At 72.0% G+C, this 23,210-nt stretch carries 19 protein-coding genes and 1 riboswitch; of the genes, 14 read left to right on the top strand and 5 right to left on the bottom strand.

The window, feature by feature from the left end; all coding sequences use genetic code 11:
• Positions 1 to 58: 58 nt before the first annotated feature.
• From FGW37_RS12835 to FGW37_RS12825, 3 genes are read right to left on the bottom strand one after another with little or no spacing between them, the layout of a single operon-like run.
• Entirely contained in the window at positions 59 to 766 is a 708-nt protein-coding gene (locus FGW37_RS12835) for an enhanced serine sensitivity protein SseB C-terminal domain-containing protein (RefSeq protein ID WP_179081189.1), read from the bottom strand.
• A gap of 60 nt (positions 767 to 826) precedes the next feature.
• Positions 827 to 1,147: a hypothetical protein gene (locus FGW37_RS12830; RefSeq protein WP_179081188.1), complete on the bottom strand. Its 321-nt coding sequence runs from the start codon at positions 1,145 to 1,147 to the stop codon at positions 827 to 829.
• Positions 1,144 to 2,313 carry a prolipoprotein diacylglyceryl transferase gene (locus FGW37_RS12825; protein WP_179081187.1) on the bottom strand — a complete coding sequence of 390 codons (1,170 nt, stop codon included), beginning with the start codon at positions 2,311 to 2,313 and terminating at the stop codon, positions 1,144 to 1,146. Before FGW37_RS12825 ends, FGW37_RS12830 begins: the two co-directional genes overlap by 4 nt.
• Before the next feature lie 189 nt (positions 2,314 to 2,502).
• Between FGW37_RS12825 and mfd the strand changes: the two genes are divergently transcribed.
• Positions 2,503 to 6,036, top strand: coding sequence for a transcription-repair coupling factor (mfd, locus tag FGW37_RS12820; protein WP_179081186.1), 3,534 nt, complete (start codon positions 2,503 to 2,505; stop codon positions 6,034 to 6,036).
• A gap of 21 nt (positions 6,037 to 6,057) precedes the next feature.
• On the opposite strand, the gene FGW37_RS12815 is transcribed toward mfd, so the two are convergent.
• Positions 6,058 to 7,536, bottom strand: a complete 1,479-nt coding sequence (locus FGW37_RS12815) for a DUF2079 domain-containing protein (RefSeq protein ID WP_179081185.1) — start codon at positions 7,534 to 7,536, stop codon at positions 6,058 to 6,060.
• A 162-nt stretch (positions 7,537 to 7,698) separates the two neighbouring features.
• Positions 7,699 to 8,418, bottom strand: coding sequence for an Rv1352/Rv1906c domain-containing protein (locus FGW37_RS12810; RefSeq protein ID WP_179081184.1), 720 nt, complete (start codon positions 8,416 to 8,418; stop codon positions 7,699 to 7,701).
• A gap of 210 nt (positions 8,419 to 8,628) precedes the next feature.
• Between FGW37_RS12810 and FGW37_RS12805 the strand changes: the two genes are divergently transcribed.
• The 13 genes from FGW37_RS12805 (at position 8,629) to FGW37_RS12745 (ending at position 23,044) form a co-directional block, all read left to right on the top strand.
• Positions 8,629 to 10,710: an N-6 DNA methylase gene (locus FGW37_RS12805; protein WP_246430374.1), complete on the top strand. Its 2,082-nt coding sequence runs from the start codon at positions 8,629 to 8,631 to the stop codon at positions 10,708 to 10,710.
• Positions 10,711 to 10,834: 124 nt separating this feature from the next.
• Positions 10,835 to 11,596 (top strand): hypothetical protein, encoded by a 762-nt coding sequence (locus tag FGW37_RS12800; protein ID WP_179081182.1) that lies wholly within the window; start codon positions 10,835 to 10,837, stop codon positions 11,594 to 11,596.
• Positions 11,593 to 13,131 (top strand): serine/threonine-protein kinase, encoded by a 1,539-nt coding sequence (locus FGW37_RS12795; protein WP_179081181.1) that lies wholly within the window; start codon positions 11,593 to 11,595, stop codon positions 13,129 to 13,131. The genes FGW37_RS12800 and FGW37_RS12795 overlap by 4 nt, the downstream gene beginning before the upstream one ends.
• Before the next feature lie 133 nt (positions 13,132 to 13,264).
• The gene (locus tag FGW37_RS12790; protein ID WP_179081180.1) at positions 13,265 to 13,885 is read left to right on the top strand and encodes a SurA N-terminal domain-containing protein; all 621 of its coding nucleotides are present in this window, start codon (positions 13,265 to 13,267) and stop codon (positions 13,883 to 13,885) included.
• A 34-nt stretch (positions 13,886 to 13,919) separates the two neighbouring features.
• Positions 13,920 to 14,891: a nucleoside triphosphate pyrophosphohydrolase gene (locus tag FGW37_RS12785; RefSeq protein WP_179081179.1), complete on the top strand. Its 972-nt coding sequence runs from the start codon at positions 13,920 to 13,922 to the stop codon at positions 14,889 to 14,891.
• A 155-nt stretch (positions 14,892 to 15,046) separates the two neighbouring features.
• Positions 15,047 to 15,490: a DUF6479 family protein gene (locus FGW37_RS12780; protein WP_179081178.1), complete on the top strand. Its 444-nt coding sequence runs from the start codon at positions 15,047 to 15,049 to the stop codon at positions 15,488 to 15,490.
• 33 nt (positions 15,491 to 15,523) lie between these two features.
• Positions 15,524 to 16,816 carry a cytochrome P450 family protein gene (locus FGW37_RS12775; RefSeq protein WP_179081177.1) on the top strand — a complete coding sequence of 431 codons (1,293 nt, stop codon included), beginning with the start codon at positions 15,524 to 15,526 and terminating at the stop codon, positions 16,814 to 16,816.
• Between the two features lie 113 nt (positions 16,817 to 16,929).
• Positions 16,930 to 18,054 (top strand): LysM peptidoglycan-binding domain-containing protein, encoded by a 1,125-nt coding sequence (locus FGW37_RS12770; protein WP_179081176.1) that lies wholly within the window; start codon positions 16,930 to 16,932, stop codon positions 18,052 to 18,054.
• 260 nt (positions 18,055 to 18,314) lie between these two features.
• Positions 18,315 to 18,496: riboswitch (cyclic di-AMP (ydaO/yuaA leader) on the top strand.
• A gap of 3 nt (positions 18,497 to 18,499) precedes the next feature.
• Complete coding sequence (locus FGW37_RS12765) at positions 18,500 to 19,249, top strand: LysM peptidoglycan-binding domain-containing protein (protein ID WP_179081175.1); 750 nt, start codon at positions 18,500 to 18,502, stop codon at positions 19,247 to 19,249.
• Between the two features lie 263 nt (positions 19,250 to 19,512).
• A complete protein-coding gene (gene eno / locus FGW37_RS12760; protein WP_179081174.1) occupies positions 19,513 to 20,802 on the top strand; it encodes a phosphopyruvate hydratase in 1,290 nt (429 codons plus the stop codon).
• Between the two features lie 167 nt (positions 20,803 to 20,969).
• On the top strand, positions 20,970 to 21,434 hold the full coding sequence (locus FGW37_RS12755) for an FtsB family cell division protein (RefSeq protein ID WP_058046614.1): 465 nt from the start codon (positions 20,970 to 20,972) through the stop codon (positions 21,432 to 21,434).
• Positions 21,435 to 21,524: 90 nt separating this feature from the next.
• Positions 21,525 to 22,055: a DUF501 domain-containing protein gene (locus FGW37_RS12750; protein WP_179081173.1), complete on the top strand. Its 531-nt coding sequence runs from the start codon at positions 21,525 to 21,527 to the stop codon at positions 22,053 to 22,055.
• A complete protein-coding gene (locus FGW37_RS12745) occupies positions 22,052 to 23,044 on the top strand; it encodes a Ppx/GppA phosphatase family protein (RefSeq protein ID WP_179081172.1) in 993 nt (330 codons plus the stop codon). The genes FGW37_RS12750 and FGW37_RS12745 overlap by 4 nt, the downstream gene beginning before the upstream one ends.
• Positions 23,045 to 23,210: the final 166 nt, after the last annotated feature.

The following is a 23,210-nucleotide window of genomic DNA, read 5'->3' as shown; positions in this document are numbered from 1 at the left end:
CCGGCCCGGACACGCCACGGGGGTGTGTGTCCGGGCCGGGCCTTTCGGCTTGCCGCCGTCAGGCGACGTAGAAGGGCTCGACGTTGTCCGTCATCCACACCGACGTCTGGTCGTTCGGATTCCCGAGGAAGACCGTGTCCACGGTGAAGGGCACCGGCTCCTCCGAGACGGCACGCGAAACGGCCGCGAGCACAGCGCCCCGCGACTCCTCGGCCTCCGCCGCATCACGGACCGTCACGCCGATGAGCAGCCCGGGGTGCTGTTCCCCCACCTGCATCAGAGCCCGCCGGGCCGAGGAAACCGTGGGAACCGCGCCGAAGGCACGGCGCAGCGACGTGAGCAACGCCAGGGGCTCTTCCGCAGGCTCCCCGAGCCGGATGCTCTCACCGGCGTGCACCGTCTTCCGGCCGCCGTCGCGTACGGCCTGCACACCGGCAGCGTGAATCGGCAGCCCGACCTCGCCACCGGGGTTGAGCGCGAGCCCGAGCTCCTGCGGCAGTGAGTTGATCAGTTCCCGGGCGCCCATCACCGCGTGCGCCACGTCGCCCGCGGTCAGCTTGAGCTGCTCCGCGGAGGTGTAGACGGCGACGTGCGGCCGGCCGTCGATCGAAACGATCGGCAGCCGCGTTCCCTGGTCACCGCCGGGGGCTTCCGGGAGCGGCATCCACAGGTCGGCTGCGGCGAGCGCCTTCAGAATGTCCTCAGCGGGAATCGAGCCGGCTTTCGCAGCAGCCAGTGTCTCTTCCAGCTTGTTGGCGGGAAACATGTCCGGGAACTCCAGTTCGTTCTTGAATGGTGTCGCGCGCGAATGGCGGCAGGGGGGCGATCAGGAATCGTGAAGCAGGGAGCGAAGATCGTTCACCAGTTTCTTCACCCTCTCATTCGCCGCCACGCGCTGCTCCCAATCGTCGATGTAGACGTAGAATTCGGAGAAGTTCCGCGCCCGGCAAAGCCCATCGAACCTCTGGGCCGCCTCTGCCAGCGCTGTCTCGGCTTCGGCCTCCGGGTCGGCAAGGGTGTCGCGGATGTCCATCAGTGTCAGGTAGGAAAAGGCGTACTTCCGGCCTTCCTCGTACACGATCTCGGCGAGTTGCGCGGCGACGGCGGTGGCCCGCTGGCGGCGAGACTCGGGCGCGCGTGCTGTCATCTCAAAGGCTCCCGTCCCACGACCGTTACCCCTTTTATATTCCAGGGTGCCGGAATATAAATCTGCTCGGCGCCGCCCACGTAAACGCCGCCCTGATTGGCGACAGGTCCCGCATAGGTCTTGGTGTCGGCCGGGATCTCGATTCGGTACACCGTGTCGATCGGTGACTCTCCAGTCATTAGCCCGCTGTTCATGTCAATCCACTGGGGGCGCACCGCGGTGTCGATGCGGACATGGGCGACCGATGAGGGTGCCTCACGGGTGAACCATTGGCCGAGCTCCTCTTGCTTTCCGCCGAGCACGCCGGCGCGGTAGAAGATCGTCGGCTCGGTCAAAGTCACTTCATTGTATCGGCCGCCCGCGAAATTGAGGGCCGGCGGGTAGTCCCCTTCGGCCAGAGGCCCGGGGTTGCGGACCATGTCGAATTCGTATGGCTCATCCGCCGGTTCGTCCTGCGCCTCAGCCTGCTCCGGTGGCACCAAGGCCTCCGCAGGGGCATCAGCCCTTTCCGCCTCTGCGACCCCGGAGTCCTCCGCAGCTGTCGGTTCCGGGGCGTCGGTTTCCTCGGGCGCGCTGTCGGTCTCCTCCGTGGCCTCCGGCTCTGGAGTGTCGTCTGCTTGCTCGGCATCCGCATCGTGCGAGTCCGTGGGGTTCGGGTCCTCGGTGTCGGGCCGCTCGGCCTTCGGCTCCGGGGCGTCGTCCGCTTGCTCGGCACCTGAATCCTGTGAGTCCTCCGGGGCCGCCGGTTCCGTGGCGTCGGTGTCGGGCTGTTGCTCGACCTCCGGCTCCGGGGCGTCGGACTTCTCCGGTGCGCTGTCGGCTTTCTCTGTAGCCGTCGGTTCCGGAGCGTCGTCTGTCTGCTCGGAGTCCGCGTCGCGTGCGCCCGTGGGTTCCGGCGCGTCTGCTGTGCCTGTGTCGGAGTCCGTACCTTTCGCGCTCGTCGGTTCCGGGGCCTCGGTGTCAGGCTGCTCGGCCTCCGGATCCGGAGCGTCGTCGGCCTGCTCGGCGCCCGTATCGCGTGCGCCCGTCGGTTCCGGCGTGTCCGTCGGGCCTGTGCTGGAGTCCGTATCCGCATCCGCCGCCTTCGCTGGTTCCGGGGCGTCGACGGGCTCGGGAGGCGGGGTCTCCTGGGGCGGCGGGGGCTGCTCGGGCCGGCGGTCGCTCATGATCGGAATTCTGGCATTGGCACGTCAAATAGTGGCCGGGGTGGTGACGGGACCGGGCAAAGTGGCCTGTGGTGCCGAAGTGGCGTGCAGGGGCCCGTGTCGGCGGGCCGTCGTAGTCTGGAGACAACCCGGCCCGTTCCTCGTGTCGGGCGGTTCGCGTTGTCCATCTCCGGGACGGGAAATCTCTCCATGAGCCTGCACGGTCTTCTCGACGCCGTCGTCTACGATCCGGCGCTCGCCGAAGCGGTGAAGGCCGCGGCCGACGGCAACCGCCCGCACGTCGACCTCGTCGGCCCGCCCGCCGCCCGGTCCTTCGCCGTCGCCGCGCTCGCCCGTGACACCGGGCGCCCGGTGCTGGCCGTGACGGCCACGGGCCGCGAGGCGGAGGATCTGGCGGCGGCGCTGCGCTCGCTGCTGCCGCCGGACGGCGTCGTGGAGTTCCCGGCCTGGGAGACGTTGCCGCACGAGCGCCTCTCGCCCCGCTCGGACACGGTCGGCCGCCGCCTGGCCGTGCTGCGCCGGCTCGCGCACCCCAGCAAGGACGACCCGGCGGCGGGACCGGTCAGCGTGGTCGTCGCGCCGGTCCGGTCCGTGCTGCAGCCGCAGGTGAAGGGCCTCGGGGAGCTGGAGCCGGTCAGCCTGCGCAGCGGGCGGAGCGCCGATCTCGAAAAGGTCGTGGACGCGCTCGCGGCCGCCGCCTACGCCCGCGTCGAACTGGTGGAGAAGCGCGGCGAGTTCGCCGTCCGCGGCGGCATCCTCGACGTCTTCCCGCCGACCGAGGAGCACCCGCTCCGCGTCGAGTTCTGGGGCGACGAGGTCGAGGAGATCCGCTACTTCAAGGTGGCCGACCAGCGTTCCCTGGAGGTCGCCGAGCACGGCCTGTGGGCGCCGCCGTGCCGCGAGCTGCTGCTGACCGCGGACGTACGGGAACGGGCGGCGGCCCTGGCGGAGGAGCACCCGGAGCTCGGCGAGCTCCTCTCCAAGATCGCCGAGGGTATCGCGGTGGAGGGCATGGAGTCCCTCGCCCCGGTCCTGGTGGACGAGATGGAGCTGCTGCTGGACGTGCTCCCGGCCGGCGCGATGACGGTCGTGTGCGACCCGGAGCGCGTGCGCACCCGCGCCGCGGACCTCGTCGCCACCAGCCAGGAGTTCCTGCAGGCGTCCTGGGCGGCCACGGCCGGCGGCGGGGAGGCCCCCATCGACGTGAACGCCGCCTCCCTGTGGGGCATCGCGGACGTCCGCGACCGCGCCCGCGAGCTCGGCCAGATGTGGTGGTCGGTGAGCCCCTTCGCGGCGGACGAGGAGCCGGACGGCGACACCCTCAAGCTCGGCATGCACGCCCCGGAGACCTACCGCGGCGACACCGCCCGCGCCCTGGCCGACACCAAGGGCTGGCTGGCCGACGGCTGGCGTACCGTCTTCGTGACGGAGGGCCACGGCCCGGCGGCCCGTACGGTCGAGGTGCTGGGCGGCGAGGGCATCCCCGCCCGCCTGGACGCCGATGTCGCCGAGCTGTCCCCGTCGGTGGTCCACGTCTCCTGCGGCAGCATCGACAACGGTTTCGTCGACCCCGGCCTGAAGATCGCCGTCCTCACCGAGACGGACCTGTCCGGGCAGAAGTCCGCGAGCAAGGACATGGGCCGCATGCCGGCCCGCCGCCGCAAGACGATCGACCCGCTGACCCTGCAGGCCGGCGACTACATCGTCCACGAGCAGCACGGCGTCGGCCGCTACATCGAGATGGTGCAGCGCACCGTCCAGGGCGCCACCCGCGAGTACCTCCTCGTGGAGTACGCGCCCGCCAAGCGCGGCCAGCCCGGCGACCGCCTTTACATCCCCACCGACCAGCTGGAGCAGGTCACCAAGTACGTGGGCGGCGAGGCCCCGACCCTGCACCGCCTCGGCGGCGCGGACTGGACGAAGACCAAGGCGCGCGCCAAGAAGGCCGTCAAGGAGATCGCCGCCGACCTGATCAAGCTCTACTCCGCGCGCATGGCCGCCCCCGGCCACTCCTTCGGCACCGACACCCCCTGGCAGCGGGAGCTGGAGGACGCCTTCCCCTACGCGGAGACGCCCGACCAGCTCACCACCATCGCCGAGGTCAAGGAGGACATGGAGAAGTCCGTCCCCATGGACCGCCTGATCTGCGGCGACGTCGGCTACGGCAAGACGGAGATCGCGGTCCGCGCCGCCTTCAAGGCGGTGCAGGACGGCAAGCAGGTGGCGGTGCTCGTGCCGACCACGCTGCTGGTGCAGCAGCACTTCGGCACGTTCTCCGAGCGCTACTCCCAGTTCCCGGTGGTCACCAGGGCCCTGTCCCGCTTCCAGACGGACAGCGAGGCCAAGGCCGTCCTGGAGGGCCTGCGCGACGGCTCGGTCGACATCGTCATCGGCACGCACCGCCTCTTCTCGTCCGAGACGAAGTTCAAGGACCTGGGCCTCGTCATCGTCGACGAGGAGCAGCGCTTCGGCGTCGAGCACAAGGAGCAGCTGAAGAAGCTGCGGGCCAACGTCGACGTCCTGACGATGTCCGCCACGCCCATTCCGCGCACGCTGGAGATGGCGGTCACCGGCATCCGCGAGATGTCGACCATCACCACCCCGCCGGAGGAGCGCCACCCGGTGCTGACCTTCGTCGGGCCGTACGACCAGAAGCAGATCGGTGCCGCGATCCGCCGCGAGCTGCTGCGCGAGGGCCAGGTCTTCTACATCCACAACCGGGTCGAGTCCATCGACCGGGCGGCTGCGCGGCTGCGCGAGATCATCCCCGAGGCGCGGATCCGCACCGCGCACGGGCAGATGGGCGAGAGCCAGCTGGAGCAGGTCGTCGTCGATTTCTGGGAGAAGAAGTTCGACGTGCTGGTCTCCACGACGATCGTGGAATCCGGCATCGACATCTCCAACGCCAACACGCTGATCGTCGAGCGCGGCGACAACTTCGGCCTGTCGCAGCTGCACCAGCTGCGCGGACGCGTCGGCCGCAGCCGCGAGCGCGGCTACGCCTACTTCCTCTACCCGCCGGAGAAGCCCCTGACGGAGACCGCCCACGAGCGGCTCGCCACCATCGCCCAGCACACCGAGATGGGCGCCGGCATGTACGTGGCGATGAAGGACCTGGAGATCCGCGGCGCGGGCAACCTGCTCGGCGGCGAGCAGTCCGGCCACATCGCGGGCGTCGGCTTCGACCTCTACATCCGTATGGTCGGCGAGGCCGTCGCCGACTACCGGGCCTCCCTGGAGGGCGGCGAGGAGCAGCCCGAGGCGCCGCCGGAGGTGAAGGTCGAGCTGCCCGTCGACGCCCACGTCCCGCACGACTACGCACCGGGCGAGCGCCTGCGCCTGCAGGCCTACCGCGCGATCGCCTCCGCGAACAGCGAGGAGGACATCCGCGCCGTCCGCGAGGAGCTCACCGACCGCTACGGCAAGCTGCCCGAGCCCGTGGAGAACCTGCTGCTGGTGGCGGGCCTGCGGATGCTCGCCCGCGCCTGCGGCGTCTCCGACATCACCCTGCAGGGCTCCAACGTGCGCTTCGGCCCCGTGGAGCTGCGCGAGTCCCAGGAGCTGCGCCTGAAGCGCCTCTACCCGCGCACGGTCATGAAGCCGGCCACGAAGCAGATCCTCGTCCCCCGGCCGGCGACGCGCCAGATCGGCGGCAAGCCGCTGGTGGGACGGGAACTGCTGGCGTGGACGGGCGAGTTCCTGACCACGATCCTGGGCTCGTAGGAGGCCGGGGGCCGGGCCGCGCTAGGACGCGGCCGCCCCCGATTTCTTGAGCACCCCGTAGCCCCCCTCGCCCCCGAGGAAGACGTACCGCACGCCGGGGTGCAGCCGCTCGCCGTCCGCCACGAGGTCTTCGGGCGTCTTGCCGTCGGCGAGCCGCAGGGCCAGGTAGTCCGGCGTGATGCCGCGGGTGTCGCCGATCCAGAAGACTCTGCACCGGCCGGCGAGGCGGCTTATCGGGACTATGTCGGCCTCGACGGTCGCGTCGTCCGGGATGCGGTCCAGGAGCCGCTCGGTGGCGCGGACGCTCTGCGGGACGCGGTAGGTGCCGGCTTCGGTCAGGGCGTAGAGGGGCATGGACGAGGTCAGGGCGAGCGAGGCGGCGAGGACCGCGCCGGGCATGTGGTGCGCGTAGGAGCGCAGCCACGGGCGGCGGCTCTCGCGGGCCCGGGCCAGGGCGTCCGTGAGCGCGATGAGGACGACGGGCATCAGCACGGCGTTGTAGTGCCAGTCGGTGCCCCAGTAGTGGTCGTCGTGGGAGGCGAACCGCCACGCCAGGGTGGGCAGGGCGACGATCAGGACGGGGGAGCGCAGGGCCAGCAGCCCGGTGGTCGGCAGCAGGATCCACAGCAGGGTGCGTATCGCGGTGTCGGCGGGGATCGTGGGCGAGGGGCCGGCGCCGCCGTCGAGCTTGTTCCAGTAGTCGTAGGCGCCGCTGGTGTTGAAGGCGGGGATGATCAGCCCGAAGGTGATCGCGGCGGCCGCCAGGCCGAAGGCCACCAGTCCGGCGGCGAGCGGGGTCGCGCTCTGCGGGACGCCCTCGCCGCGGGCCTTCGCGCCGCGCAGCCGGATCAGGAGGACCACGCCGATGGCCGCCGCGGTGATGCCCAGGTCCTCCTTGACCAGGACCAGGGGCACGGCCCACCAGACCGCGGCCCGCCAGCGCCCGCGCACCACCGCTTCGAGGGAGAAGGCGAGCAGCGGCATCGCGAAGGCGATCTCGTGGAAGTCGAAGTCGACCGCGCGCTGCACGCCCCACGACAGCCCGTAGGCGATGCCGACGGCCAGCCCGCGCTTGCGGCCGAGGAGCCCGGCGGCGAGCCGGGCGACCGGTATCGCGGACAGGGCGAAGAGCGCGGCCTGGGCGACGAGGAGGGTGGCCGGGCCGGGGAAGAGCCGGTAGAAGGGGGCGAGGAGTGCGGTGACCGGGCTGAAGTGGTCGCCGAGGATGTTGGTGCCGGGTCCCTTGAGGTCGGCTATGGGCGCCTGGAGGTGGGCGTATCCGCGGATGGCCTGCTCGAAGATGCCGAGGTCCCACGACATGGTGAGCATGCGGCGGTGCCGGCACAGGGACAGCGCGGTGTAGAGGACGAAGAGGATGCCGGCGAGCCGGTAGGGATCCCAACGCTGGGCGCCGAGGGCCGTGGCGCGGGGCCGGCCGCCGGGCGCTGCCTCGGCCGCGGGCCCGCCCGGTGCCGGAACGGTGGCGGCGGCCGAGTCCATGGGGGAGTCCTTTGTTCCGGGGGCTGGGGGGGACGACTACGGGATGACTGTCGGAAAAGATACGCGGAGCCTCACCGGCGCCCGGCCCCCTTTCTGAGAGACGAACGGTCTCCGTGGGCGGTTCGGCTGGAATGTGTCGTTCTTCTCTCGGAACCCGTCCGTTCAGCCGGTCTTCTTCCAGTCCGTGCAGCCGGCCGACTTGAAATAGGCGTCGCCGGGCGTGATGGTCACCACGGCGTTGCCGGTCACGTTCTCGTTGGCGATGATCGAGTCGGCGCTCTCGTGCAGGGCGTCCTTGGTCCGCTCCCAGTAGCAGCTGTCCTGCTTGTTTCCGGTGGACTTGTAGGTGCCGGGCGCTATGTCGGCCCCCACCTTGTACATGCCGTTTCCGGGCATCTCCGTCTTCGGGCTGCCGTCTGCCCGGCCGTCGGCGACCGGCTCCCAGCTCTTGCAGCCCTGCGTCTTGAAGACCTTGTCCTCGGCCTTGACCGTCACATACGAGGCGCCGACGACGTTGTCGTTCGCGAGGATCGCGTCGGCTTCGCCGCTGGAGTCCTTGGCGCGCTCCCAGTAGCACCCGTCCTTGTTGCCGAGGGAGCGGTAGGTGCCGGGCTTGATGTCCGAGCCCACCTCGTAGGTACCGCTCCCTCTGATCGCGCCCTTCGCGGCCTTCTCCCCGGCTCCCTTGCCGTCCTGGCCCGCGCCCTTGTCCTTCTTCTCTGCGGCGCTGCCGGAGGCGGTGGCCTTGCCGTCGCCGCCGTCCCCGTCTCCGCCGGTCAAGGCGCCGCCGATACCGACGATCACGACCAGGGCGCCCGCGGCCGTGAGGACCTTGTGACGCGCGAACCAGTTCCGCTGCTTGGGCTGGGAGTGCTGAGACATGACTGACACCTTTCGGCGGGAAATCTTCTCGAACCGATGCGTCAATGACAGCAGAGCTTGTGAACCGGGTCAACCACGTTCACACGATTCAGTGAGTTCACGACTGTGAAGGGACGTGTTCGATGCCCGTGGGTATGCTCGGCACCACAGCGAAGGACGAGGAGGGTCCGCTCCGCCCCGGCGGAGATGAGCCCCGGAGAGGGGAGTCAGGTGCCGGACAGTGCAGCGGAGGTGACCGCGGCCGGGATCGCACGGCTGGCCGGAGTGGGCCGCGCGGCGGTCAGTAACTGGCGCCGGCGCCACCCCGATTTCCCCCAGCCCATAGGGGGTAGCGAGACCAGCCCCACGTTCGCCCTCGGGGATGTCGAGCAGTGGCTGCGCCACCAGGGCAAGCTCGCCGAGGTCCCGCTGCGGGAGCGGGTCTGGCAGCAGGTCGCGGGCCACCCCGCCGGCGCCGTGACCGCCCTGCGCCACGCCGGCTCCGTCCTCCTCCTCGTCCGCGACCGGCCGGCCACCTGGCTGGAGCTGGCCGCGCTCGGCGACCTCGGGCTCGCCGAGGAGCTGCCCACCGCCCTGGAGGCCGCGCTCGCCGCCCGCCTCGGGCCGCACCACCCGGTCGGCATCCCCACCACCGCCGAGCTGGCCGTCTCCTCCGCCCTGCTGCGCGGCGCCGCCGAGCTCGCCTCCGGGCGCGGCGCCGCCCACGTCTACGGCTTCCTCCTGGGCCGCCACCTCGACGCCAACCCCCGGCAGTACACGCTCACGCCGCCGGGCCCCGCCGAGCTGATGGCCGCCCTGGGCGAGGGCGGCCCCGCCGACCGGCACCGGCCGCGCACCGTCCTCGACCCCGCCTGCGGCACCGGCGGCCTGCTCCACGCGGCCGCGGACGGCGCGGCCGCCCCCGCGCCCACGCTCCTCGCCCAGGAGGCCGATCCCGATCTCGCGGCCCTCACCGCCCTGCGCCTCGCCCTGCACAGCGACGCCCGGGTCCGGGCGCACGCGGGAGACAGCCTCCGCGCCGACGCCTTCCCGGACGCCGCGGCCGACACGGTCCTGTGCCACCCCCCGTTCAACGAGCGCAACTGGGGCCACGACGAGCTCGCCTACGACCCGCGCTGGGAGTACGGCTTCCCCGCCCGCACCGAGTCCGAGCTCGCCTGGGTCCAGCACGCCCTCGCCCGGCTGCGCGACGGCGGCACCGCCGTCCTGCTGATGCCGCCCGCCGCGGCCTCCCGCCGCTCCGGCCGCCGCATCCGCGCCGACCTCCTGCGCCGCGGCGCCCTGCGCGCCGTCATCGCCCTGCCCGCGGGGGCCGCCCCGCCCTACAACATCCCGCTGCACGTGTGGGTGCTGCGCCGGCCCGGCGCCGCCCAGTCCTCACCCACCCCGCACGTCCTGCTCGCCGAGACCGCCGACCTGGCCCCCGCCGGACGGGACAAGCTGCCCTGGCAGGCCGTCCGCACCGAGGTCCTCGACGCCTGGGAGGACTTCGAGCGGCACGGCACCGTCGAGGAGAAGCCGGGCCGCTGCCGCTCGCTCCCCGTCATCGACCTGCTCGACGACGACGTCGACCTCGCCCCCGCCCGCCACCTGCCGCCGCCCGCCGCCGGCAGCGGCGCGGCCGGGCTCGCCGAGGTCCACGACCGGCTCCGGGCCGCCCTGCGGCGGACCAACGAGCTCGCCCCCGCCCCGCCCGCGGAGCCCGGGGATCCGGCCCGCTGGCCTACCACCACCGTCGGTGAGCTCGCCCGTGCCGGAGCCCTCGTGCTGCGCGCCGGCGGCCCGGGCGCCACGCCCGATCCGGCCGCCCCCGCCCCGCCGGTGCTCACCGACTACGACGTCAAGGCCGGCAGCGGCCCCACCGGCACGCTGCCGGAGGGGCAGGCCGAGGAGCCCGTCCTGGTGCAGGCCGGCGATGTCGTCGTCCCCGTCGTCGGCGATGTCACCGTGGCCCGCGTCATCGACGAGGAGACGGCGGGGGCCGCCCTGGGCCGGGGCCTGTTCCTGCTGCGCCCCGACCCGGCCGCCCTCGACCCGTGGTTCCTCGCCGGCTTCCTGCGCGGCAGCGCCAACCAGCGCCAGGCCAGCAGCTACGCCTCCACCGCCACCCGCCTCGACGTCCGCCGGCTCCAGGTGCCCCGGCTGCCCCCGGCCGACCAGCGGCGCTACGGCGGCCGCTTCCGCGAGCTCGCCGCGTTCGAAGAGGCGCTCCGGGGTGCGGAGCGGCTGGGGGAGCGGCTGGTGCAGGGACTGTTCGACGGGCTGACGGATGGGAGCATCCGTCCGGAATAGGGGCTTCCGCGTGGTGCGCGTGGCTTGAGTGACCTGTCACACCGTCTGATGTGGGCAACCCGGGGGGAGTTGCCCTGGTCGGTATATAGGCTCAAGGCACAAACGCGCACTCCAGGAGCGAGGAATGAACGGGCCCGAACCGCACCAGCCCCCACCCGGCAGAGCAAAGATCATCGCCGTGCGGGTGGTCGTGGTGGCGATCACCCTGTGCTCGATCCTCCTGTGCTCCTGGGTGCCGGTCCTGCGTGTGGCCATCATGCGCAGGAGGGGCCGGGACTGGGCCCTGTTCTGGTTCGTCCTCGTGCTGTCCATCGTCATCCTGGTCTGCATCCAGGGCTCCTGGACCGCCACCACTGCGAACAAGCTGGGCACCATCGGGCTGGTGACCACCGGCATCGGGTCCATCTGGTACTACCTCAGGTACGACTCCCGTCACTACCGGGAACTGGAGACCCGTTACGCCGTCGAGCGGGCCCGCGCCGAGGAGCGGCAAGCCGTATTGCACCGGGAAGCCGTCGCACGCAACGAGGCCGCACTCGCCGAAGCCGTCAAGGCGTCCCCCGTCTTCGTTCCCGGGCCCGCCCCTGCGCCTCCGGCCCCCCGGGCGGAAGACCCCTTCGCCGATACCCGCTCCTATGTCCGCATGCCGCAGGCGGGCCCCGGTCGGCAGGCCGGCCCGGCACCGGCGCCGTTCCAGGCACCGCCCCCGCCGCCGCAGCGGGTCGGCCGGCACCGCCGCCCCCCGGCGCCGCCCGCACCGCCTGCGCCCCCACGTACCCCCCACCGCATCGACGAAGTCCGTGCCGAGCTCGACGAGCTCAGTGATCTGCTCCGTAAGGAGCCCAAGGACGGGGCCCGGGGCCGCCGTGAGGAGCAGGAGTGGTGAACGGTCGCATCATCGCCGGGCGCTACGAGCTCGCCACCGTCATCGGCCAGGGCGGCATGGGGCAGGTCTGGACCGCCTACGACCGGCGCCTGGACCGGCGCGTGGCCGTGAAGCTGCTGCGCCCCGACCGGATGACCGGCAACGACAGCGCCGCCGACGAGATGCGCCGCCGCTTCGTGCGCGAGTGCCGGGTGACCGCTCAGGTCGACCACCGCGGTCTGGTCACCGTCCACGACGCCGGCAGCGACGGCGACGACCTCTACCTCGTCATGCAGTACGTGGAGGGCGCCGACCTCGCCGACCACCTCGCCGAGCACGAGCCCTACCCCTGGCCGTGGGCCGTCTCGGTCGCCGCGCAGCTGTGCTCGGTGCTCGCCGCGGTGCACGCCGTGCCGATCGTGCACCGCGACCTCAAGCCGCGGAACGTGATGGTCCGCCCCGACGGCTCCGTCATCGTCCTCGACCTCGGCGTCGCCTCCGTCATGGATGCCGATACCACCCGCCTCACCCGCACCGGCTCACCCATCGGCAGCCCCGCCTATATGGCTCCCGAGCAGGCCATGGGCGGCGCGGTCGGCCCGTACACCGACCTCTACGCCCTCGGCGTGCTGCTGCACGAGCTGCTCAGCGGCAATGTGCCGTTCGCCGGATCCACGGCGCTCGGGGTGCTGCACCGGCATCTCTACGAGCCGCCCGTCCCGCTGCGGCAGCTGCGCCCGCAGGTGCCCCAGGTCCTCGAAGAGCTCGTCCTGCGCCTGCTGGCGAAGGACCCGGGCCACCGGCTCGCCGATGCCCAGGAGGCCTACGAGGCCCTCGCGCCCCTCCTGCCCGCGCCCGGCTCCGCACGCCCCCAGGGCCCCATGAACCCCACGCGCCCCTTTCTGCTGCCGCACGCGCCCTGGCCCGAGCGGTCCGCGAGCGTCCCCGGCGCCCGGCAGGCCGAGGCCTTCGTGCCCGCGCCGCCCGCGCCCAGCGGCCCCGATGTCGCCGAGGCCGTGGAAGAGGTCAAGCGCCTGCTCGACCAGGGAGGCATCACCCAGGCCGTGGACCTCCTCGGCTCGATCCTGCCGGCCGCCGCGGCCGAGCACGGCGAGCACTCCACCGTCGTGCGCACGCTGCGCAAGCAGTACGCGGCCACGCTCATGGACGACGGCCAGTACCGGCGCGCGCTGCCCGAGCTGCGCCGCCTCGCCGACGACTACGCCGCCGAGAACAGCCCGCGCGCGGCCCGCCAGATGCTGCGCTGCCAGTACGACGCCGCGCAGTGCCTGGAGCAGCTCGGCGAGGCCGTGGCAGCGCTCGGCGAGTACCGCGCGCTCCTGCCGCGCTTCGAGAGCCACCCCGACGACCCGGCCACCCCGCTCGACATCCGCCGCCGCATCGGCCACCTGCTGCTCTCCCTCGGCGACCGGCAGGCCGCCCACGACACGCTCGTCGCCCTCCTGCACGACGCCGAGCGGCTGCACGGCCCCCACCACCCGCTCCCCGCGGAGATCCGTCACACGCTGCAGTGGCTCGGACAGGTCAGGGCCTGAGCTGCGCGGCGCCACCCGCACATCCCGGCGCCGCGCGAATCGTTGGTCGAATCGGTGGCCCGGGTCACCCGGACTCCCTACCATCGATCAACGCAGGTCGATCACCGTCGCACGACCGCCGCCGGGAGGCTTCATGATCCGCCGAAGGACCGCGCTCTCCGTCACCGCCGCCGCGCTGCTCGCAGCGGCCCCGCTCCTGACCGCCTGCGGGCACACGGCCCATCCGGGCGCCGCGGCCGTCGTGGGCGACGACCGGATCACCGTCTCGCAGTTGCAGCGCCAGGTGGAGGACGTGCGCGAGGCGCAGCGCTCCTCCCCGCAGGGCGAGCAGCTGACGGCGAACAGCGCCCGGCTCGGCCAGGACACCCTGGTCCGCCTCATCCAGTACCGGATCGTGGAGAAGGCCGGCAAGGACAACGGCGTCGGGGTCACCCGGCGGGAGCTGCAGCGCCAGCGCGCCGACATCGAGGCCGCCAACGGCGGGGCCGCGACGGTGCGCACCCGCTTCCTCGCCCTCGGCATCGCCCCCGACCAGATCGACGAGGCCCTCTCCGTGGACCTCGTCCGCGCCAAGCTGGACGGCAAGTTCGGCGCCGCCCGCACCAACCAGATCCTGATGCGCACCTCCGACGCCCTCCACGTCGACGTCAACCCGCGCTACGGGGTGTGGGACGGCAAGCGCGGCACCGCCCGGTCCGTGCTGGAGCCGTGGCTGCGGTCCGCCACGGAGGCCGGGGCCGCCCGCCCGGCGTGAGCCACGCCCGGCCCGGTCCCCTAGGCTCGAGTGCGTGAACGACTCCGCCGACTCCGCACCTGGCCGCATCGTCCTGCTCACCACCAGCCACCGGGTCGCCCCGGGGCTGCTGTCCTGGCCCGCCTGGCAGGCGCTCCGCGCCGCCGACCGCGTGCTGTGCGCCGATGCAGGCCACCCGCAGCTGCCGTATCTGCGGGAGGCCGGTGTCGAGGTCGAGCACGGCTCGGCCACGGCACGCGAGCTGGTCGACTTCTGTTCGACCGGGCGGCGCAGCGCCGTCGTGCTCACCTCCGCCGAGGGCGAGTCAGCCCTCACCGACGGGCTGGCCCGGCTCGCCGGCTCCGGCCGGGAGACGATGCCCGCGCTGGAGCTGCTGCCCGGTTCGTACGACCTGCCCGGTGCGCGGCTGCTGGATCTGGTGCAGGTCATGGACCGGATCCGCGCGGCCTGCCCGTGGAGCGGGATCCGTACCCACGAGGACCTCGCGAAGTACGCGCTGGAGGAGACGTACGAGCTGCTGGAGGCCATCGAGACCGGTGACCGCGAGGCGCTGCGCGAGGAGCTCGGCGACGTGCTGCTGCAGGTCGTCTTCCACGCCCGGATCGCGCAGGACGACCCGGACGAGCCCTTCTCCGTCGACGACGTCGCCGGCGTGATCGTCGACAAGCTCATCCACCGGCACCCGCACGTCTTCGGCGAGGAGTCCGCGCAGACGCCGGAGGACGTGCGGGCGCACTGGATGCGCACGAAGGACGCGGAGAAGGGACGTGAGTCGGTCACCGAGGGCGTGCCGCTCGGCCAGCCCGCCCTCGCCCTCTCCGCGAAGCTGGCCTCCCGGGTGCGCTCGCAGGGCCTCGACGTCACCCCGCCCGCCGGCGACGGCATCGGCTACGAGCTGCTGGCGCTGGCCGTACGGGCGGAGGCGGCGGGCACGGACCCGGAGACGGCGCTGCGGGCCGCGGCCCGCACGTACCGCGACGCGATCCGCGCCGCGGAGGGTTTGTAGCGGCCGTGCGCTGAGGTTTTGTAGCAGCCATGCGCTGAGGCGGAGCGCCGGGGGTAGCCGGGGGTAGCCGGGGGGTAGGGGCCCGGGGAGAGCCTCCGGAACCCATTCAGCCTATTTACCGACTTGTCCCGGCGGTCGGCGGGTACCCGCATGGCATGCGCATTCAGTACGTACACCTCGCCGACCTCGCCGCCCCGCACTGGGCCGGCGGGATCATCCAGTTCATCGTCGGCCTCTTCGTCGTCGCCCTGCTGATCGTCGCCGTGGCCAAGGGCTTCCGGAAGCGTGACGAGGAACCGCCGCCACCGTCCCAGCCGCAGCGCAGGCAGGGCGCCTGGCAGACGCGGCAGGAGCACGACACCGGGCCCACCTCGCCCGACCACGGGCCGGGCCACAACGACGACGAGGAGAACAGGGTCGGCTACGTCACCGAGCACCGCGAGGCGGACGAGCTGCACCCCGAGGCGAACGGGGAGCGGGTGCTGCCGCACGAGGTGCGCAACCCCGGCAGCCACCCCGAGGAGCTCACCGAAGAGCGTAAGAAGTGGAACCCGGGCGGCAGCGGCGGCTTCGGCAGCGGCGGCCCCGGCCACCACTGAGCCGCTCCGCCGCGCCCCTAGTAGCGTCAAGGGGTGCACGACAAGAACGCCTCGCCCGTCCCGCCCGCCCCGCCGCTCTTCACCTGGGAATTCGCCGCAGACCCGTACCCCGCGTACGCGTGGCTGCGCGAGCACGCCCCGGTGCACCGCACCGCCCTGCCCAGCGGCGTGGAGGCGTGGCTGGTCACCCGGTACGCCGATGCCCGCCAGGCGCTCGCCGACCAGCGCCTGTCGAAGAACCCCGTGCACCACTCCGAGTCCGCCCACGGCAAGGGCAAGGTCGGCATCCCGGGCGAGCGCAGCGCCAATCTGATGACGCACCTGCTCAACATCGACCCGCCGGACCACACCCGGCTGCGCCGCCTCGTCTCGAAGGCGTTCACTCCGCGCCGGGTCGCCGAGTTCGCGCCGCGGGTGCAGGAGCTGACGGACCGGCTCATCGACGGCTTCGCCGGCAGAGGTGAAGCCGACCTCATCCACGAGTTCGCCTTCCCCCTCCCCATCTACGCCATCTGCGACATGCTCGGAGTGCCGCGCGAGGACCAGGACGACTTCCGGGACTGGGCGGGAATGATGATCCGCCACGGCGGCGGGCCGCGCGGCGGAGTGGCGCGCTCAGTGAAGAAGATGCGGGGCTATCTGACCGAACTGATCCACCGTAAGCGGGAGGATCTCGGTGAAGACCTCATTTCGGGTCTGATCAGGGCGAGTGACCACGGTGAGCACCTCACCGAGGACGAGGCCGCGGCCATGGCCTTCATCCTGCTCTTTGCGGGTTTTGAAACAACTGTGAACCTGATCGGTAACGGAACCTACGCCCTGCTGCGCAACCCGGAGCAGCGCGAGCGCCTCCAGCGCGCCCTCGCCGAGGGCGACGAGGGCCTGCTCGCGACCGGGGTCGAGGAGCTGCTGCGCTACGACGGCCCGGTGGAGCTCGCGACCTGGCGGTTCGCCACCCGGGACCTGACGATCGGCGGGCAGCGCATCGCCGAGGGCGACCCCGTCCTCGTCGTCCTCGCGGCCGCCGACCGCGACCCCGAGCGCTTCGCCGACCCCGATGCGCTGGACCTCTCCCGGCGCGACAACCAGCACTTGGGCTACGGCCACGGCATCCACTACTGCCTGGGCGCACCCCTCGCCCGCCTGGAGGGCCAGACGGCTTTGGCGACCCTGTTGCGGCGCCTCCCCGATCTGCGGCTGGGGGCCGATCCGGAGGATCTGCGGTGGCGCGGCGGACTCATCATGCGTGGTCTGCGCACCCTTCCCGTGGCCTTTACGCCGGAGGGCATTCCGGACACAACCACCCAGGAGCGGCCGCCTGCCTGAACCGGCGTCAGCCGACGTGATCTCGGCGTGACCTCCGCTACATCGGCTTGTGACTCCGGTGGGCCGTCGCTATCTTCAACCACCATTCGCCGCCGAACGAGAGGCAACCGCCCATGAGACCCGGAAACGGCCGACATCGCCGCCCCCGTCAGATACCCGCCATCGTGGTCGCCGCGGGGGTGACCGCCTCCGGAATCGCCATGCCGCTGCTGGCGGCCACCGGCGCGACGGCAGCCGACGCCGGCACCTGGGACCGTGTCGCCCAGTGCGAGAGCGGAGGCCTGTGGAGCGCCAACTCCGGCAACGGGACCTACGGGGGACTGCAGCTGACCCAGGACCTCTGGGAGCGCCATGGCGGCAGGGAGTACGCCCCCCGGCCCGACCTCGCCAGCCGGGCGCAGCAGATCACCGTCGCCGAGCAGATCCTCGAGAGCGGCGGCACCAGCCCCTGGTCGAGCTGCGCGGCGAGCGCGGGCCTCACCTCGGGCGGCACCCCGGCGGAGGTCAACCCGGGCGGCACACACGCCCCCGCGAGCGACTCGACGCCTTCACGCGCCCCGGAGCGCACCACTTCGCACTCCACGCCGTCCGAGCCGTCCGAGCCCTCCCAGCACGACAAGCCTTCTGACGCGTCCACGTCTCCTTCGCCGTCCGGAAAGCCGTCGCCGGGTTCCTCGACGAGCCCCTCGGCCGACCCCTCCACGCAGCCTTCGGGGCAGCCGTCGACCGGTCAGCCGTCGCCGGGCCAGTCCTCCGGTCAGCCGTCCGGCCGGCCCTCCGGCAGCCCGTCGTCCGACGCGCCGTCACCGGGCGCCTCGGGCACGCCGGGCGACGGGAAGTCCGGTGAGCCGCAGGAAGGCCGGCACCGCAAGCCCTCGACGCCTCCCACGGACGACCCGACCCAGATCCCGAGCGGCTCCGCCACACCCGCTCCCGGCGATTCCGGTTCGCCCGCGGGACGGGCGCCCGACGAGGGCGGCACGGGCACGGGCAAGCACCGCGGCGACCCGTCGCGTTCGGAGGACGAGAGCCGTACGTCGCGGGGCGGCGGCGACGCTCGCACCGGCAGCCCCACGCCCACCGACTACACCGTGCGTCCCGGTGACAACCTGTCAGCCATCGCCGAGCAGCATGCCGTCAAGGGAGGTTGGCAGTCTCTGTATCAGCGCAATGAGAAAGCGGTCGGAACCGATCCCGACCTGATCCTTCCTGGTCAGAGGCTCGAAGTCGGTAAATAGACCGGCAGTTCGCGGCGAATGTCCGTTCCAGTCGAAAGTGAGACATGGGTCTCTTTGCCTGATGGCGGAATGCGGTCTTCCCGAAACTGGTAAACCGTCTCTCACCTGCGGAAACGCGTTGTTCCCCTGGGTAACCAGGGGCAACTGTGGCTGGAAAGAGGGGTTTGAACCCTTGCCGCGACTGTGTTTACCGTCGTGACCGCTCGCCACCGCGGGCACCACGGTCGCCACGCCGAATCCTGCCGGCGATCGGGGGAGTCGTCGCGCAAGCGCCGTAGGCAGGAGCGGGGGAACCAAGGTAGGCGCCGGAAACGGCTCCTCGGCCGAAGGCCGCGGGTCCGGGACCGGCTAGGGGTGAAGCCGAGTGTGCTCGCACACGAAGCCGGGCGAACTCACAGCCCGAACCCGACAGCTCACCTCGTAGGCGTCGGTGAGGAAACGACTCATGTCCAAGGGCAAGCACCGTCGTCCGTCCAAGGCCGTCCGCATCTTCACGCTCGCCGGTGTCACCGGTGCAGCTGTCGCCGCCCCGCTGATGGTCGCCACCTCCGCCAACGCCGCCTCGGTTTCGACGTGGGACAAGGTCGCCCAGTGCGAGTCCGGTGGCAACTGGTCCATCAACACCGGTAACGGCTACTACGGCGGCCTGCAGTTCTCGCAGTCCTCCTGGAACGCCGCCGGCGGCCAGAAGTACGCCGACCGCGCCGACCACGCCTCCAAGAGCGCCCAGATCGCCGTGGCCGAGAAGCTGCTCGCCATGCAGGGCCCGGGCGCCTGGGGCTGCGCCGGCCCCGGCGGCCTGACGGCCGGCGGCCCGAAGGCGAACGTCGACCCCTCCGGTTCGGGCTCCGCCGGCAAGTCCACCAAGTCCTCCCGCACCGGCGGCACCGTCTCGGGCAAGTCCCACGCGGACCGCAGCGAGCGCCAGGCCACGCCGAAGAAGGCCGCGCCGAAGCACTCCGCCCCGCAGGCCACCGAGCGCGACGAGGCCCCGGCCCCGAAGCGGACCGCCCCGAGCACGCAGTCCTACAAGGTCGGCGACGGCGAGTACGAGGTCAAGGAGGGCGACACCCTCTCCAAGATCGCCGAGGCCCAGCACGTCAAGGGCGGCTGGCAGAAGCTGTACGACCGCAACAAGGACGTCGTCCAGGACGCGGACGTGATCTACGTCGGCCAGAAGCTGCACCTCAGCTGATCCGGCAGGGCGGTCCACCGCGGTGGGCCGCCCTTCTCCGCTGCGCGGGACCGCCCCGCTCCGATGCGCTGCCCCGAGCGCGCACCGGAGCGGGGCTCAGCCGTTTCCGGGCCGGCCGAATCCATCGTTCGTACAACGTTCTGGGCTTTTGTGCTGTTTTTTAGGCTTTTCCGGCCCGAGAACGCGGTCCAACGGCGAGGCGAGCCTCCGGGGCCCGTTAGGCTCGTGCTGCAGAACCACAGACACACACGAAGGAGACCCTCGTGCCGTCCATCGACGTCGTCGTAGCTCGCGAGATCCTCGACTCGCGAGGCAACCCCACGGTCGAGGTCGAGGTCGGCCTCGACGACGGCTCCACGGGCCGTGCCGCCGTGCCGTCCGGCGCCTCCACCGGTGCCTTCGAGGCCATCGAGCTCCGTGACGGTGACAAGAACCGTTACCTGGGCAAGGGTGTCGAGAAGGCCGTCCTCGCCGTCATCGAGCAGATCGGCCCGGAGCTCGTCGGCTACGACGCCACCGAGCAGCGCCTGATCGACCAGGCCATGTTCGACCTGGACGCCACCGACAACAAGGGCTCGCTCGGCGCCAACGCCATCCTGGGCGTGTCCCTCGCCGTCGCGCACGCCGCCTCCGAGGCGTCCGACCTGCCGCTCTTCCGCTACCTGGGCGGCCCGAACGCGCACCTGCTGCCCGTTCCGATGATGAACATCCTGAACGGCGGCTCGCACGCCGACTCCAACGTGGACATCCAGGAGTTCATGATCGCGCCGATCGGTGCGGAGTCCTTCTCCGAGGCCCTGCGCTGGGGCACCGAGGTCTACCACACCCTCAAGTCGGTGCTGAAGACCAAGGGCCTGTCCACCGGCCTGGGCGACGAGGGCGGCTTCGCCCCGAACCTCGGCTCCAACCGCGAGGCCCTCGACCTCATCCTCGAGGCCGTCAAGCAGGCCGGCTACACCCCCGGCCAGGACATCGCGCTCGCGCTCGACGTGGCCGCCTCCGAGTTCTACAAGGACGGCGTCTACAAGTTCGAGGGCCAGGACCGCACCGCCGCCGAGATGACCGAGTACTACGCCGAGCTCGTCGCGGCGTACCCGCTCGTCTCCATCGAGGACCCGCTGTTCGAGGACGACTGGGACGGCTGGAAGACCATCACCGAGAAGCTCGGCGACAAGGTCCAGCTCGTCGGGGACGACCTGTTCGTCACCAACCCCGAGCGCCTCGGCCGCGGCATCGAGGAGAACGCCGCCAATGCCCTGCTGGTCAAGGTCAACCAGATCGGCTCGCTGACCGAGACCCTGGACGCCGTCGAGCTGGCCCAGCGCAACGGCTTCAAGTGCATGATGTCCCACCGCTCCGGCGAGACCGAGGACGTCACCATCGCCGACCTGGCCGTCGCCACCAACTGCGGCCAGATCAAGACCGGCGCCCCGGCCCGCTCCGAGCGCGTCGCCAAGTACAACCAGCTCCTGCGCATCGAGGAGATCCTGGACGACGCCGCGGTCTACGCCGGCCGCAGCGCCTTCCCGCGGTTTCGCTCCGCGAACCAGTAAGCGCAGCAAGGGCTGACCTGACGCGAAGGCCCGGCGGGCCGCACCCGCAGGCCTGACACGGCCTCAGGGGAGCAGCCTCACCACGTCCCCGGCCACGGTCCCGTACCGTGGCCGGGGACGTACGTTCGTAGCGAGGCTGCGGGCGACCAGGACCTCGGGGAGGCGAAGTGGCGGCGGAACGCTCCACCGCGACCAGACTCAGGGCACTCGGCTCGGTGCTCGTCCAGGGCCCCACGGCCCGCGTCTACCGCGCGCGGGGCCCGCGCCGCAGCCGGCTCACCGGCCGTGCGGCGCTGCTGGCGCTCGTCGTGTGCTCGCTGGTCGTCGCCCTCGCCTATCCCATGCGCCAGTGGGTCACCCAGCGCTCCGACATCGCCGACCAGCGCCGCCAGTCCGAGCGCGCCCGCGAGCAGGTGAAGCGGCTGGAGGACGAGAAGGCGCGGCTGGAGGACCCGGCGTACGTCGAGCAGCAGGCGCGCGAGCACCTGCACTACCTGCGCCCCGGGGAGACCGGCTACAGCGTGGTCGACGGCAGCGGCACCGCCCGGCGCCCGCGCGACCAGGGCGCCGCCGACCGCCCCTGGTACAGCAATCTGTGGGACGGTGTGGACGCCGCGGACACCCCGCGCTGACCGTGCCGCCGGCCCCTTCCCCCCTTCTTCACGACCTGCCTTCTTCACGACCTGCCGACACCACCGAGCGAAGACGACACGAGCGAGCACATGGACACCCCTCCGCCCCAGACCGAGTCCACCGAGCCCACCGACGCCGACATCGAGGCGTTCAAGGAGCAGCTGGGCCGCCCGCCGCGCGGACTGCGCGCCATCGCCCACCGCTGCCCCTGCGGCCTGCCGGATGTGGTCGAGACCGCGCCCCGGCTGCCGGACGGCACGCCGTTCCCGACGACGTACTACCTGACCTGCCCGCGCGCCGCCTCCGCGATCGGCACGCTGGAGGGCTCGGGCCTGATGAAGGAGATGCAGGACCGGCTGGCGACCGACCCCGAGCTCGCCGCCGCCTACCGCGCCGCGCACGAGGACTACCTCCGCCGCCGCGACGCGATCGAGGTCCTGGAGGGCTTCCCGAGCGCGGGCGGCATGCCCGACCGCGTCAAGTGCCTGCACGTCCTGGTGGGTCACTCGCTGGTGGCCGGCCCGGGCGTGAACCCCTTCGGCGACGAGGCGCTGGCGCTGCTGCCGGAGTGGTGGGCCAAGGGCCCGTGCGTCACGCCGTGCGGGGGTGACGAGCAGTGACCCGCGTCGCCGCCGTGGACTGCGGCACCAACTCCATCCGCCTCCTCGTCGCCGATCTCGACCCGGCGACCGGTGCGTTCACCGAGCTCGACCGCCGGATGACGATCGTCCGCCTGGGGCAGGGCGTGGACCGCACGGGGCGGCTGGCGGAGGAGGCCCTGGAGCGGACCTTCGCGGCCTGCCGGGAGTTCGCCGAGGTCATCCGCGAGCTGAAGGCCGAGCGCGTGCGCTTCGTCGCCACCTCCGCCTCGCGGGACGCCGAGAACCGCGAGGACTTCGTGCGCGGCGTGGTGGACATCCTGGGCGTGGAGCCCGAGGTGATCAGCGGTGACCAGGAGGCCGAGTTCTCCTTCACCGGCGCCACCAAGGAGCTCTCCGGCCGGGACGACCTGGCCAGGCCCTTCCTCGTCGTGGACATCGGCGGCGGCTCCACGGAGTTCGTCGTCGGCGAGGAGCACGCCCGCCCGTCTCCCGCCACCACCCTTGCCGGAGACGCTTCGCGCCGCCCCTCCCTCTTCGCGCGCAGCGTCGACGTCGGCTGCGTGCGCATGACGGAGCGCCACCTCGTCGCGGACGGCGCCGTGGTGGACCCGCCGACGCCGGAGCGCATCGCGGCGATACGCGAGGACGTCGAGGCCGCGCTGGACCTGGCCGAGGAGACCGTGCCGCTCGCCGAGGCCCGTACGCTCGTGGGCCTCGCGGGCTCGGTGACCACGGTCGCGGCGATCGCGCTGGGTCTGACCGAGTACGACTGGACGCGCATCCACCACGCGCGGATCTCCCTGGAGCAGGTCCGGGAGATCACCGGGAAGCTGCTCGCCGCGACGCACGAACAGCGTGCGGCGATCCCCGTGATCCACCCGGGCCGGGTCGACGTGATCTGCGCCGGGGCGCTCGTCCTGCAGGCCGTCATGGAGCGTGTGGGAGCCCACGAGGTCGTCGTCAGCGAACACGACATTCTGGATGGAATCGCCTGGAGCGTCGCCTGACGGGGCGCCCCGAAGAGGCCCCTTCGGGGGCCTCCGGGAAAAAGTTCGTGAAATCCTTCACATGAAAAAAGGGAGCGTTGGCGGCGCGAAGGGGCCCGTTGGGCCCTTCCGGGGCCCCCGGAGCCCTGTGCGGTGGGATGCCGTCCGGTTTCGGGCGGGTTAAAGG

The organism is Streptomyces rectiverticillatus, assembly GCF_013394065.1.
In the GTDB taxonomy this organism is placed as follows: Bacteria; Actinomycetota; Actinomycetes; order Streptomycetales; family Streptomycetaceae; genus Streptomyces; species Streptomyces rectiverticillatus.
Note: the sequence above shows the minus strand (reverse complement) of the source record. Positions and strands in the feature narration are given on the sequence as shown.

Coding starts and splice junctions, on each gene's coding strand:
- FGW37_RS12835 (WP_179081189.1), bottom strand. CDS start 766: ATGTTTCCCGCCAACAAGCTGGAAGAGACACTGGCTGCTGCGAAAGCC.
- FGW37_RS12830 (WP_179081188.1), bottom strand. CDS start 1,147: ATGACAGCACGCGCGCCCGAGTCTCGCCGCCAGCGGGCCACCGCCGTC.
- FGW37_RS12825 (WP_179081187.1), bottom strand. CDS start 2,313: ATGAGCGACCGCCGGCCCGAGCAGCCCCCGCCGCCCCAGGAGACCCCG.
- mfd (WP_179081186.1), top strand. CDS start 2,503: ATGAGCCTGCACGGTCTTCTCGACGCCGTCGTCTACGATCCGGCGCTC.
- FGW37_RS12815 (WP_179081185.1), bottom strand. CDS start 7,536: ATGGACTCGGCCGCCGCCACCGTTCCGGCACCGGGCGGGCCCGCGGCC.
- FGW37_RS12810 (WP_179081184.1), bottom strand. CDS start 8,418: ATGTCTCAGCACTCCCAGCCCAAGCAGCGGAACTGGTTCGCGCGTCAC.
- FGW37_RS12800 (WP_179081182.1), top strand. CDS start 10,835: ATGAACGGGCCCGAACCGCACCAGCCCCCACCCGGCAGAGCAAAGATC.
- FGW37_RS12790 (WP_179081180.1), top strand. CDS start 13,265: ATGATCCGCCGAAGGACCGCGCTCTCCGTCACCGCCGCCGCGCTGCTC.
- FGW37_RS12780 (WP_179081178.1), top strand. CDS start 15,047: ATGCGCATTCAGTACGTACACCTCGCCGACCTCGCCGCCCCGCACTGG.
- FGW37_RS12770 (WP_179081176.1), top strand. CDS start 16,930: ATGAGACCCGGAAACGGCCGACATCGCCGCCCCCGTCAGATACCCGCC.
- FGW37_RS12765 (WP_179081175.1), top strand. CDS start 18,500: ATGTCCAAGGGCAAGCACCGTCGTCCGTCCAAGGCCGTCCGCATCTTC.
- FGW37_RS12750 (WP_179081173.1), top strand. CDS start 21,525: ATGGACACCCCTCCGCCCCAGACCGAGTCCACCGAGCCCACCGACGCC.